Consider the following 12,661-nt stretch of genomic DNA (forward strand, 5'->3'; position numbering starts at 1 on the left):
TATAGCTTACATTTTAGCTGCTTAATTCAATTTTTTTTCTACTTTCATGTGAGGAACTCCCACTTCCATAAATTCTTTTCCTTGTTTTTGATAATTTAGCTTTTCATAAAATCCCATCGCTTTTTGTCTTACATTAGCTTCAACAATTTTATAGCCTTTTGATTGAGCAAAATTTTCAGCAAACTCAATGAGTTCTTTTCCAATTCCTCTTCCTTGCCAATCATCTGCCACTACTACTTGTCGCATTTTTAGTTTGGTAGAAGACAAAGGAACAAACATCGCAGCACCAATTATTTTTTGATTCTCATCATAAGCTGCAATATGATAACTATTATTTTCTAGTTCTAACTCTTCAGAAGAAAAACGCATTCCTAATGGCTGACGCAAAACTAATTCTCTCAAATGAACAGTATCCCAATAATCTTTTGAATTGTGTTCGATAACTCTAAATTCTAACATAAAAATAAGGCAAAAAGTAAAAAGATAAGACTAAAAATTAAATAACACTACAATCAACAATGAAGCTATTTTTTTTGGCTTGAATCCATATTTGAAAAACAAGATAGTTCTTTTCTAACAAGTTTATATGATTCTCCAAGTAGAAAGCTAATTACAAAACTAATTTTTCTCAAAATAGTTAGTATCTTTTTAGAGTAATTTAGTAGTTTTGGTATTTAATTTACTAAAAGGACAATCTGAATATAAAATTATTTAGAATTATTCAAATTCATTCAAAACAATAGAAATTATGCAAGAGGAAATCAATATGTATCTTGATGATGCAAAAGAACAAATGGAAAAAGCCGTTAAACATACCATTATAGAATTTGGGAAAATTCGTGCAGGAAAACCAACAGCTTCTATGTTTGATAGTGTTATGGTAGATTATTATGGAAGTCAAACACCACTTGCTCAGGTAGCAAATATTTCTATTCCTGATGTAAAAACGGTAATGATTAAGCCTTGGGAAAAAAGTATGGTTGCCGAGATTACTCGTGCTATTCGTGATAGTAACTTAGGTTTCAATCCAATGGGAGAAGCTGATTTGGTGCGTATCAATGTTCCATCTCTTTCAGGTGAGCGTCGTCAAGACCTTGTAAAACAAGCAAAAACAGAAGCAGAAGAAGGTAAAATAGGTATTCGTAATGCTCGTAAAAACACAAATAATGCCTTGCGTGCTATTGAAGGCGCACCAGAAGACATGATAAAAGGTGCAGAAAACAAAGTACAAGCACTTACTGATGATTATACTAAAAAAATTGATACACTATTAGAAGCAAAAGAAAAAGACATCACAACAGTGTAAAACCAAGTTAGAAACAAACACAAATTTCTAATTTTATGCTCTTTCAAAGTCTTTTCTAATTTGTTTTAGAAAAGACTTTTTTTGATAAAAAACAAAAATAAGTATGCAACAATCAGAATATGTCAGCAACTATATTTTCAACCAAGAAAATTATCAAAACGAACTTTTTTATTTGCGTAAACTTATCTTCGAACAACTACCAACTATAACTGAATCTATAAAATGGAAAATGCCTTTTTATGATCATCAGAAAAAACCTTTACTTTATCTTCGTCCGACAAAAGAAAATCTGATTATTGGTTTTATGGACGGAATAAATTTAGACGATAAAGAAGGTTTATTTGCTCAAAAATCTCTTTCCCTCAAACGTATTCGGCATGTTTATTTTCCAGCAATACTAAATGAAGATGATTTGGAAAACTTATCAGAAGAAGAAATAGAACTTCAAAACGAAGAATTTGAATTATTTGAAAAAAGTTTTTGTAAAATGATTCAGAAAGCTGCCCATTTTATAGACAAAAAAAATGGGTAATTCTGACCAAACTATTCTTTATTTCTACTTCTCTCTAAAGTAACCTTTGACCATTTACAAACACCTCCAATAGGTGCATTATATTTGTGTACTATTACTTTTGCACTATCTACTTTTGGTATTTCGTCTAATATTCCATTCAAAATGTTTCCTGCTAGGTGTTCCAAAAGTTTGGCTGGTGTATTTACCTCTCGTTCTACGATTTTGTAAAGATGTCCGTAGTCGACAGTATCTTTTACATTGTCACTTTTTGATGCTTTTTCTAAATCAGCTTCTACTTCGACATCAATTCGGTAGCGATTTCCGATGATTTGTTCTTCTTTGAGTACGCCATGTTTGGCAAAAAATTCTAATTCTTCTAAGGCTATTTTTCCCATTTTTATAAATTTGATTCGTTTTATAGTAGGCAAATTTACACTAAAATTAAACTCTAAACCTTATTTAGATTTGTTTCTTTGCCCAAACTACCATAAATTAGTTCTACTAACTCTTAACTTTGATTAATTATTTGCCTACTTTGTGCTAAGAAATTACTTTGAGCCTAATCATTACTTGCATGAACACCTATATTTATACCTATTTCAATCGCTTTTTTTCTAATTGCCGACTGCTTCTGTTGTTTGTTTTTTGTACTTTCCTAATTATATTTTCTACTGATTTATATGGTCAGCATTTAGTTCCTTTTCATCAAAGTAGTGAAAATGGAGAAACTGAAAAATATGGTTATAAAGACAAAAAAACGGGAATGATTCTTATTCCTGCTCACTATTCTCAAGCCTTAGATTTCGAACAAGTACAAAACACCGAAAATAATCTAATCAGTATTGCTAGAGTCAAAAAAAACGGACGTTGGGGGTATATTACAGAAGATGACAATTCATTTATTCCAATTATTTATCAAGAATTAGGTGCATTCAAAGAAGGTAGAGCTGTGGCTCGTTTGGAAGGAAGAGCAGGTTTTATTGATATTCAAAATGTATCTATTGTGCCTTTCGAATATTCTTATACCTATCCTTTCAAAAATGGAATGGCTAGAGTACAAAAAAATAATCGTGTGGGTTTTGTTGATTTAGAGGGAAATCTAGCGATTGATTTAGTCTATGAAGATGCCTATAACTTTTCAGAAGGATTAGCTTATGTCAGAAAAGAGGGTAAATATGGTTTTATAAATAAAAAAGGAGAAGAAGTAATTTCGTTCATCTATGAAAATGCAAAAGATTTTGAAAAAGGGACAGCTTTAGTACAAAAAAATGGACTTTGGGGTAAAATAGACCAAAAGGGAAATGAAGTAGTAAAAATTATTTATAAAGACATTCCTTTTTTCTATGAAGGTTTGGCTGAAGTCAGAACAGAAGAAAGTACAAAAAATGGAACTTCTAAATGGGGGTATATCAATGAAAAAGGAGAAACAGTTGTTGATTTTATTTATGATGAAGCAAAATATTTTTCAGAGGGATTAGGCGCAGTAAGAAAAGGAAAAGATTGGTTTTTTATTGATAAAAAAGGAATTGAAATTTTCAAATCGCCTTACCCAATTTATGAACCTTTTATTGATGGACTTTCAAAAGTATATCAAAATGAGCTTTTTGGATTAATAAACAAGGAAGGAACACTCATTGCCCCTATTATTTATCAAGAAATCGATAATTTTGAATATGGAATTGCACATGTAAAAAAGAATGATCATTGGGGAGCAATCAATACAAAAGGAGACCTAATTGTTCCTTTAGAGTACGATGAAATTCATTTTATCACTAAAAATTTGGCTTGGATAAGAAAGCTAAATAAATATGGTTTTATGGGAGAAAATGGAAAAATCCTTGCGCCTGCTCAATATGATGAAGTTGATATTTTTTATAAAGACAATCTAATTTTAGTAAAGAAAAACAAACACTGGGGAGCAATAAGTCCAACAGGGAAAATATTACAAGAACCCACTTTTGATAAAATCGAAAAACTAAGTAATGATTATTTAAAGGTTTATAAAGATGGAAAAGTAGGACTAATGAATTCTAATGGAAAAGTGACTATTCCTATTACCTACAATGAAATAGGACGCTTTTTTAGAGGAAATGCAATAGCTCGCATCAATGGAAACTTTGGTATCATCAAACGAGAAGGAAAAGCAATTACCAAATTTAATTGGGATTATATTTATTCTTACTCTGATGGTTTTGCACTTGCAAAATATCACGACGGAGCTTATACATTTCTCAATGAAAAAGGAAAAAAAATAAGAAAAAAGTATGAAGATGCAAAACCTTTTTCTGCTGGATTTGCAGCCGTAAAAAAAGATGGAAAATGGGGATTTATAGATAAAAAAGGAAAATGGCTTATCCAACCAAGTTATAAAATGGTAGAATCATTCCAAAACGGACTCGCTTTAGCATTAGAAAATACTACAAATGACAAAGAAAAAGCAAAATATGGATATTTATCAGCAGATGGCAACTGGCTTATTTCTCCAAAATTCGAAGAAGCCTATTCTTTTTCAGAAGGATTTGCAGCCGTAAAAAAAGATGGAAAATGGGGATATATTTCTATTAGTGGTACTCCATTTATAGAATTTAATTATGATGGTGCATTGCCATTTTTGGATGAGCAAGGTTGGGTAAGATATGGTAATGATTGGCAATCGATTGATAAGTTTGGAAATCGTTATTTACAAGTAGCTTCTGCGTCTGATATTTTTATTGATATGGACGAAATACCATTTATGTGGACAGAAGATGAAACCAATCAAAAAATGGGGTTGCACGTTGATAATGAAAACATAATGCCTTTTGCGTATGATAAAATAAGTTCGACAGTAGGAAGAAACAGAATTTTTTTAGAACGAAACGGCACTTGGAATTACTTAAATAGTAAAAATGAAATCATTGAATATGGATTTGATGATGTAGATTATATGTTAATGGCAAATAATGCTATTATGAAACGAGTAAAAAAAGAAGGCAAATATGGTTTTTTCAATACCAAAACTGAAACGATTATTATCCCAATGGACTACGATAATGCAGAGTCTTTCTTTTATATTTATCCTCAAAGCTCTAGTTTTGGAGAAGACATCGAACCTCTTGCAGGCTATGCAAAAGTAGAACGTAATGGAAAATGGGGAATTATTGATATGGAAGGAAAAATGCTTATTCCTATTATTTATGACCAAATTGATAATTTTTCGGAAGGTTATGCAAAAGTTACTTTGAATGGTAAAAATGGCTATGTCAGCACAGATGCAAAAATAATTTTGCCTATTGAGTTTGAACAAGCAGGAAATTTCAAAAATGGAAAAGCAGAAGTGAAGAAAAATGGGAAATGGGGCATGATAAATCATAAAGGAGAAGAAATTGTTCCTATAAAATATGACCAAATTCGTTTTACAAACAATGAAAATATTATTATCATTGCAGAAAAAGAAAATAATACTTTACAATACGGCTTTATAGATTTGCGTACAAAAGGAGAACAGAAAATAAATCCAAATCGCTACTCTTCTGTCAGTTCTGTTTTTATTAGTGGGCTTTTAGAAGTAGCTGCAAATGGAAAAAAAGGATTTATAAATGAAGATGGAGAAGAAGTAATCAGTACAGAATACGATGATGTAGGAACAACAGAAGAAGAACCAATAGCTGTCAGAAAAGGGGATAAATGGGGATATGTAAGCAAAGCAGGAAAGATAATAATTCCTTTTATTTATGATTCTGCTGAGGGTTTTGGTACAACTGGACAAGCACTTGTAGAAAAAGACGGAGAACGTTATTACATCAATAAAAGTGGAAGAAAAGAAGCTCAAAAGAATGAATTAGACTTTTTTGATGAAAGTGACGGAGACTGGTAAAACTAAGCTAAAAGTAAAATGTATAAAGTCAGTAATCAAGTGCTAAATCTATTTCAGCTTTCTTAATCGTATTAACAACGTCTTAATTATCTTTGAGGATGACAAAGAGAAAAAGCTAAAACAAACCATTTTTATAAATATAAAAATGGTTTTTTTTTAAAAAAAATAATTCTTATTAATAGCAAAAAACAACAAAGCAAAGAGATTATAAGTTAATGTATTTTATAGTACTGGACATGAGTTAAATTTTTGACAAAAAAAGGACAGAAAGAGTTAATTTAGAAGTGTGAAAACCAAAAAACTCTATTCCGTCCTGCTGAACAAATATACAAAGGAATTTTCAGATATTCCTATCCATTATGTTCACGCTACTTTGTTGCTTATTAGCTGTATTCTGATAAAAGAAACTGTTAATCTAAACAAATTAAAAAATCAAGTAGGTATTTTTTTAAATTCTCCTACTGTTCAAATTGATTCTCATTATAAACGGCTTACTCGTTATTTTTTGGATGTCTATGTTCAAAAAACACTATGGAAGCTGATTCTAGTTTTTAGTATAGGCTCTTTTTTGAATAGAAAAGACATAAAAAAAGAAATTTTCTATCTAGCTATGGATGGTAGTGTTTGGCAATTAGGGGAATATACCTATCATGTTTTGGTCTTAAGTGTTATTTATAGAAAAATGGCTATTCCTATTTTTTGGATCAATTTAGAACGAAAAGGTAGTTCTACTGTTGCTCATCGTAAAAGTTTATTAGCATCGGCTTTATTGTTATATCCTTTTTTAAAAAGATTTACAATTTTAGCTGATAGAGAGTATAAAGGTAGAGTTTGGTTTAGGTATTTAGAAGAACAAGGATATACTTACATTATTCGTCTTTGTAAGGGAGATTATCAATTAGAAGTTAAAAAATACCACAGCTTACTTAAAAAAGCTAAATCAGGCAAACTAGTAAGCCAAGAATTTGAAACTGACTTTGCAAAAAAACTAAAAATAGTGATTTCTTATAATGCTCAAGCAGCAAAAGAAAGTGAAAAGTTTGTCATTTTATTAACCAACAAATATCGTTTAACAAAGGAGAAAATTAGTGCTATCTATTATCTCAGATGGAAAATAGAGTGTTTATTTAGACATTTGAAAACAAATGGATTTCATTTAGAGGAGTTAGGAATGGTAAACCCAAGAAAAATTCGTGTTCTAATGGCATTAGTAATTGCATCTTTTTTACTCTGTATCTTAGAAGGAGTAAAAACAAAACAAAGAGTAAAAAAAGACAATGAATCCTTTTACGAGTCTGTTTTTAGAATCGGATATGGAAAAGTAGTATTTTATGCTACTTCTATAGACAAAATATTAAAAATAATAACCCAATTAGTGCAAAAATCTAAAACTCAAAATACAACCTAAATTAACACATGTCCAGTACTGTAAATGTATTTACATTATATAGAACTTACCAATTCAAAAAAACTCAAAACCTCTATTTTGCTTCTGATGTTAATTAGTCTGAAAACTCCATCTATTTTTGTTACTTTCGTGTTATAATAGTGTTTCCTTTAAACAAACCCTTAGCTGTTTGACAAAGAACAAAATCAAGACTTTAAAAATCAATTCAATATATTAATGAAATTTCAGACGATAACCAAATTTGCCTTTTTAGCCTTTTTTCTATTGACAGGAGTTTTTTTATTTTCCTGTTCAAGTGATAATAAAGATGAAAAAGTATTTTCATACAAGGACTTTTTACCTCCTTCGAAGGGTGGGCGTGGCGAAATTTTGCTTCAAATGGATTCTAGTAAATGGGAAGGAGATTTAGGAGCTGCCGTTCGTGAACTTTATATGGCACCCATGCCTGGATTTCCACAACCTGCCGAGCCAATTTTCAAAATTTATCATGCTGCACCAAAGAAAGTAAATGATTTATTGGAAGAATATCATTCTATTTTTGTGGTTTTGTCGTTAGAAAGCAAATCGTATGACAGCGATATTTTACGCAAAAAATTTGCAAAAGAAAGTTTGGACAGAATAGAAGCCGATACAACACCCTATTTGATTGTAAAACAAGACGAACATGCAAAAGACCAACAAGTAGTTTATCTGATTGGAAAAAATGACGAGCAGCTTATCAAACACATGAAGGCAAATGAAGAAAAACTACGTGAGATTTTTTATAAAACAGAGCGTGAACGTTCTCGTTTAGTAGCCTTTAGAGGTGGAAAACAGACAGGAAGAATGGAACGTTATAAAAAGGAGCATGGTTTTATGATGGGAATTCCAGATGGTTATCAAGAGGCAAAAGATATAAATGAACAAGATTCGGGTTTTGTATTTTTGCGTATGATAGACAATGCTAATGGACGAGATAGAAATGTTTTCGTTGCTTACAAACCTTATTCTTCACAAGGACAATTAAATGCTGATAGTGTTTTGGCGTGGCGAAGAGAGTTAGGAGAAAAGTATATGAAAGACCCAGATAGAGGTTCGTATGTAACAGACCAAACAGATGTAATGCCTTATTTTTCACAAGAAATAAACTTTAAAGGAAAGTATGCAATAGAAATTCGTGCGCTTTGGAAATTGACTTCAAATACTTCTGGAGGTCCTTTTTTGGGTTATTTAATTGTCGATGAGAAGAAAAATAGATTGTATTATATCGAAGGATTTATTTTTGCGCCTACTTCCAAAAAACGTGATTATATCCGTGAAGTAGAAAGTATTTTATGGACTTTTGAACCATAATTTAATGATTAGTTGTTAGTGATTAATTATTAGTGAAATACACCAATTACATTTTATATCTATTGTAATTGGTGTATTTTGCGTTCAAACCAAAAATACACTTATCAAAATGCCCAATTCTCAAAAACACAGAGGTGCAAACCCAAAAGATTATGCTGCTTTTACTGAAAAAAATGTTGAAAATCTAAAACAAGCTGTTTTTGATTTGTCGTGGCTTTTATCAAATGGCTATTCACAAAAAGCATCTCTAAAATTGGTAGGCGATAAATTTTCACTTACAGACCGACAAAGAAAAGCCATAAATGCGGCCAGCGCAGAAAAAGAAAGTTTGGAATTAAGAAAAAAGAATGAAATAGAAATTGATTCTACTTCTGACTTCATACATCATACTTCTGACTTTATTTTGGTAATTGATGGTTATAATTTGCTTATCACAACCGAATGCGCTCTATCAAATGCCCCTCTTTTTATTGGTTTGGATGGTTGTATGCGTGATATTGCCAGTATTCATTCTACGTATAGAAAAGTTGAAGAAACAATTCCTGCTTTAGAACTTATCGGAAAAGTAATTGAAGAATTAGAAATAAAAGAAACCATTTGGATTTTGGATTCGCCCATTTCAAATAGTGGAAGACTTAAAAAAATTATGGAAGACTTGGCAGAACAAAAAAAATGGAATTGGAAAATTCTGCTAGAAAAACATGCTGATAAATCTATTGTAGAATTGAGTCAGAATTCAACTCATATTGTTGCTTCCTGTGATGCTTGGATTACCATAAATGCTTCAAATTGGATAAACCTGTGTAGTTTTATTGTCAAAAATTATATTCCTTCAGCTTGGGTTTTGGATTTTAGGAAATAGAATTATAAAGATACTTTAAGCTGTCAGAGAATTAAACAGGAAAAAAATAACAATTCTAACTCACTTTTACGTAAATTTGCAGTATTCAAAAAATATTTTAATTTATATACATTTTTCTTGTCATTTTCATTCATGAACATCATTTTTTTCGATTCTCCGTCACTTCGCACCCATTTGTTGCCTTTTACTTTTACTCGCCCTGTGGCTGACCTACGTGTCGGAATTCTGACAATTAAAGAAAAATTCGAAACATATTTCAATGAATATGTGAAAAATTCGACAGAAAATACAAATCATTCAGAAATTGAAAGTCATACTTTTTCATTTCTGACACAAGATTATTTACAAGAAAAATTTCCTATTCATTTCGAAGAAAAAGAAACTGTAAATCTGTATATCAATGGCGCAGTTTTGCCAACGTTAGAGTTTTTAAAAAAATTAGAAGCTCTTCCATTAGAAACGGCTATTTTTTCAGATTCAGCAAATGGAACAGAGTTAATAGCCTTCAAAACATTTACACAGTTTAAAAGTGTAGATAAGTTTTATGATTTTGCTTTGAAAGTAGCCAAACAAAAGACAGAGAAAATAAATATTCAATTCTTAGAAAGAACATGGGATATTTTCCGAGCTAATAAACAAGAAATTGAAAAGGACTTTGATTTGATTACGACAGGTCGTAAAAGTCAAGAAATTACAGACAAACATACTGTTTTATATAATGAAGAACGCATTTTTGTAGAAGAAGGAGCAACTATAAGAGCTGCCATTTTGAATGCTGAAAAAGGTGCAGTCTATATTGGAAAAAATGCAAGTATCGAAGAAGGTGCAATTATTCGTGGTTCGTTTGCGCTTGGAGAAGGTTCTGTAATCAATACAAATTCAAATATGCGAGGCGATACAACAATCGGAAAATTCTGTAAAATAGGTGGCGAAGTAAGCAACTGCGTATTTTTTGGATATTCTAATAAAGGACACGACGGGTTTTTAGGAAATGCAGTAATCGGCGAATGGTGCAATTTGGGTGCAGCTACCAACTGCTCAAACCTTAAAAATAACTACGGAACAGTCAGAATTTGGAATTATGCAGAAGAAAATTACGAAAAAACAGAATTGCAATTTTGTGGACTTTTAATGGGAGACCATAGCAAATCAGGAATTTGTACGATGTTTAATACAGCAACCGTAGTAGGAACTGGTGCAAATGTTTTTGGAGAAGGCTTTCCACCAAAATTTATTCCTTCTTTTGCGTGGGGAAATGGCAATCATCAAACTAAATTTGTAACAACACACTTAGACGCTCTTTTCAAAACGGCTGAACGTATGATGAGCCGTAGAGATGTAGAGTTTACAGAAACGGAACGCAAAATCATGAAACACGTTTTTGAAGATACTGATAATTATAGATTTTGGGAATCAAATCCAATGTTTAGCTAGTATTTTAGAGATTGGGAAATGTAGATTGGGAATTAGGAAATGAAAATTATTTTAGAAAATTACAAATTAAACACCTCGTTGACGACTGCATTTGAGCCTCAACGATGGTTAAATAAAGAATAAAAAATGAGTTTCGAAGATTTTAAATTAAATAGACAATTACTTAATGCCATTGAAGAAGCTGGATATGAAAAACCTAGTCCAATTCAAGAACAGGCAATTCCGTTGCTTTTGGCAGGACATGATGTAATTGGTGTAGCACAAACAGGAACAGGAAAAACGGCTGCTTTTATGCTGCCTCTTTTGATGAAACTAAAATATGCACAAGGCGAAAATCCTCGTGCATTGATTCTTGCACCTACTCGTGAGTTGGTTATTCAGATTCACGAACATTTTGAGATGCTTAGTAAATATACAGATTTGCGTGCCGTTGCTTTATATGGAGGAAGTGGAAGTATAAAAAGACAACTTGAGCAAGTTCGTGAAGGAATGGATTTGATTATCGCAACACCGGGGAGATTATTGGATATTTATGAGCGAAATGAACTGAATTTGCGTCAAATCAAAACGATGATAATGGACGAAGCAGACCGTATTTTGGATATGGGTTTTATGCCACAAATCAATCGTTTATTAGAGATTATTTCTAGCAAAAAGCGTCAGAACGCACTCTTTTCGGCTACAATGCCAGAGAAAGTAGTAAAATTGACACATGATTTTTTAGAGTTTCCAGAAGAGATAAATATTTCGGCTATTTCGGTTACGGCTGAAACTGTTGAGCAAAAATATTACGAAGTTCCTAATTTCAGAACGAAGATTAATTTACTAGATTATTTACTCAAGGATAAAGAGAAATTTAATAAAGTAATTGTCTTTACAAGAACGAAAGATGTAGCTAATAATGTCTATAAATTTTTGGGTAGAAAAGTTGATGATAGCGTAAAAGTAATTCATAGCAACAAAGACCAAAATACACGAAGTAATGCCTTTAGTGATTTCAAAAATGGAGATATTCGTATTTTGGTAGCAACTGATGTAGCTGCACGAGGATTAGATGTTAGTGATGTGAGCCACGTAATTAATTTTGAAGTTCCGAAACAGTACGACGATTATGTACACAGAATTGGGCGAACAGGACGAGCAGAAAAAGAAGGAATTGCGATTACTTTTGCCAATGTTTTAGATGTTCATCATATCAAAAAAATTGAGAAACTAATTGGAAAAAAGATTCCAAATGAAAGAATACCAACAGAAGTAGATATTACAGAAACACCTTTTGAAGAAAATCAAAAATTAATAAAAGCCTTAGATTTTATCAAGCAGCGAGAAGACCCAACCTACAAAGGAGCTTTTCACCACAAAAAAAGATACTTGAATCCGAAAGATGCAGGGAAGAAGAAAAACAGGAGTACTTCGAAGAGAAAGCCTAAGAAATAAAGAATTAATTATTCGTATTCAATCTCAAAACTAGTCTTTTCCAAAAAGCTCTGAATTTCTTTTTTATTACTCTTCGAAAAGCCAAAATATTGAGTTGGTTTTTCTCCGTTTTTAGATTCAATTTGTAAACCATAATTTCCTTTGCGACGATAAAAGGTTATCTTTTCTATATTTCCAAACTCTTTTGCTTCATTTTTGAAAAGAGCTTTTTGTTCAATAATTAGCTTCTTATTATCGGTTTTGAAAGTTGTCCAAAACAATAGAAAATAATAAATACCAAATAATAGCAAAGGAACTGCAATCATTACAAAATAAAAATATTTGCTTGTAGTTTCGCCCTTCGGAAGAAAAAGAAATAAGGCGAAAATTCCACCCAAAAAAAACGTATAAAAAATGCTTACTCCGATTCCCGTACTGATTGAAAGTTGTGTCATTTTGTGTTTTTTAAGTAAATAAATTATGAGTACTACGTCCAAAAATATATATATTAGCTCAAAAAAGCTCATTTATTC

The 12,661-nt window shown here is 31.4% G+C and carries 11 protein-coding genes; 8 read left to right on the forward strand and 3 right to left on the reverse strand.

Annotated elements, in window-relative coordinates; all coding sequences use genetic code 11:
- Window positions 1-21 precede the first annotated feature (21 nt).
- Window positions 22-459 carry a GNAT family N-acetyltransferase gene (locus tag ACE193_RS06620; RefSeq protein WP_375562219.1) on the reverse strand — a complete coding sequence of 146 codons (438 nt, stop codon included), beginning with the start codon at window positions 457-459 and terminating at the stop codon, window positions 22-24.
- Between the two features lie 289 nt (window positions 460-748).
- On the opposite strand from ACE193_RS06620, the gene frr reads away from it, so the two are divergent.
- Complete coding sequence (frr, locus tag ACE193_RS06625) at window positions 749-1,306, forward strand: ribosome recycling factor (RefSeq protein ID WP_375562220.1); 558 nt, start codon at window positions 749-751, stop codon at window positions 1,304-1,306.
- A gap of 103 nt (window positions 1,307-1,409) precedes the next feature.
- A complete protein-coding gene (locus ACE193_RS06630; RefSeq protein WP_375562221.1) occupies window positions 1,410-1,838 on the forward strand; it encodes a DUF1801 domain-containing protein in 429 nt (142 codons plus the stop codon).
- Between the two features lie 11 nt (window positions 1,839-1,849).
- Here ACE193_RS06630 and folB read toward each other — a convergent pair whose 3' ends face one another.
- On the reverse strand, window positions 1,850-2,215 hold the full coding sequence (gene folB / locus ACE193_RS06635; protein WP_375562222.1) for a dihydroneopterin aldolase: 366 nt from the start codon (window positions 2,213-2,215) through the stop codon (window positions 1,850-1,852).
- Between the two features lie 179 nt (window positions 2,216-2,394).
- Between folB and ACE193_RS06640 the strand changes: the two genes are divergently transcribed.
- The 6 genes from ACE193_RS06640 to ACE193_RS06665 all read left to right on the forward strand — a co-directional run bounded on the left by ACE193_RS06640 (window position 2,395) and on the right by ACE193_RS06665 (window position 12,149).
- Window positions 2,395-5,676: a WG repeat-containing protein gene (locus ACE193_RS06640; protein WP_375562223.1), complete on the forward strand. Its 3,282-nt coding sequence runs from the start codon at window positions 2,395-2,397 to the stop codon at window positions 5,674-5,676.
- Window positions 5,677-5,962: 286 nt separating this feature from the next.
- Window positions 5,963-7,084: a transposase gene (locus ACE193_RS06645; RefSeq protein WP_375559008.1), complete on the forward strand. Its 1,122-nt coding sequence runs from the start codon at window positions 5,963-5,965 to the stop codon at window positions 7,082-7,084.
- A gap of 216 nt (window positions 7,085-7,300) precedes the next feature.
- On the forward strand, window positions 7,301-8,416 hold the full coding sequence (locus ACE193_RS06650) for a DUF4837 family protein (protein WP_375562224.1): 1,116 nt from the start codon (window positions 7,301-7,303) through the stop codon (window positions 8,414-8,416).
- Between the two features lie 109 nt (window positions 8,417-8,525).
- A complete protein-coding gene (locus ACE193_RS06655) occupies window positions 8,526-9,278 on the forward strand; it encodes a DUF434 domain-containing protein (RefSeq protein WP_375562225.1) in 753 nt (250 codons plus the stop codon).
- A gap of 132 nt (window positions 9,279-9,410) precedes the next feature.
- Entirely contained in the window at window positions 9,411-10,712 is a 1,302-nt protein-coding gene (locus ACE193_RS06660) for a GlmU family protein (protein WP_375562226.1), read from the forward strand.
- 126 nt (window positions 10,713-10,838) lie between these two features.
- Window positions 10,839-12,149, forward strand: coding sequence for a DEAD/DEAH box helicase (locus ACE193_RS06665; RefSeq protein WP_375562227.1), 1,311 nt, complete (start codon window positions 10,839-10,841; stop codon window positions 12,147-12,149).
- Between the two features lie 8 nt (window positions 12,150-12,157).
- On the opposite strand, the gene ACE193_RS06670 is transcribed toward ACE193_RS06665, so the two are convergent.
- On the reverse strand, window positions 12,158-12,655 hold the full coding sequence (locus ACE193_RS06670; protein ID WP_375562228.1) for a hypothetical protein: 498 nt from the start codon (window positions 12,653-12,655) through the stop codon (window positions 12,158-12,160).
- Window positions 12,656-12,661 lie beyond the last annotated feature (6 nt).

It is taken from the genome of Bernardetia aquimarina (genome assembly GCF_042180575.1).
GTDB lineage: Bacteria > Bacteroidota > Bacteroidia > Cytophagales > Bernardetiaceae > Bernardetia.

Excerpts from the sequence above, each read along its gene's own strand:
- ACE193_RS06620 (WP_375562219.1), bottom strand. The coding sequence starts at position 459 with ATGTTAGAATTTAGAGTTATCGAACACAATTCAAAAGATTATTGGGAT.
- frr (WP_375562220.1), top strand. The coding sequence starts at position 749 with ATGCAAGAGGAAATCAATATGTATCTTGATGATGCAAAAGAACAAATG.
- ACE193_RS06630 (WP_375562221.1), top strand. The coding sequence starts at position 1,410 with ATGCAACAATCAGAATATGTCAGCAACTATATTTTCAACCAAGAAAAT.
- folB (WP_375562222.1), bottom strand. The coding sequence starts at position 2,215 with ATGGGAAAAATAGCCTTAGAAGAATTAGAATTTTTTGCCAAACATGGC.
- ACE193_RS06640 (WP_375562223.1), top strand. The coding sequence starts at position 2,395 with ATGAACACCTATATTTATACCTATTTCAATCGCTTTTTTTCTAATTGC.
- ACE193_RS06650 (WP_375562224.1), top strand. The coding sequence starts at position 7,301 with ATGAAATTTCAGACGATAACCAAATTTGCCTTTTTAGCCTTTTTTCTA.
- ACE193_RS06655 (WP_375562225.1), top strand. The coding sequence starts at position 8,526 with ATGCCCAATTCTCAAAAACACAGAGGTGCAAACCCAAAAGATTATGCT.
- ACE193_RS06660 (WP_375562226.1), top strand. The coding sequence starts at position 9,411 with ATGAACATCATTTTTTTCGATTCTCCGTCACTTCGCACCCATTTGTTG.
- ACE193_RS06665 (WP_375562227.1), top strand. The coding sequence starts at position 10,839 with ATGAGTTTCGAAGATTTTAAATTAAATAGACAATTACTTAATGCCATT.
- ACE193_RS06670 (WP_375562228.1), bottom strand. The coding sequence starts at position 12,655 with ATGAGCTTTTTTGAGCTAATATATATATTTTTGGACGTAGTACTCATA.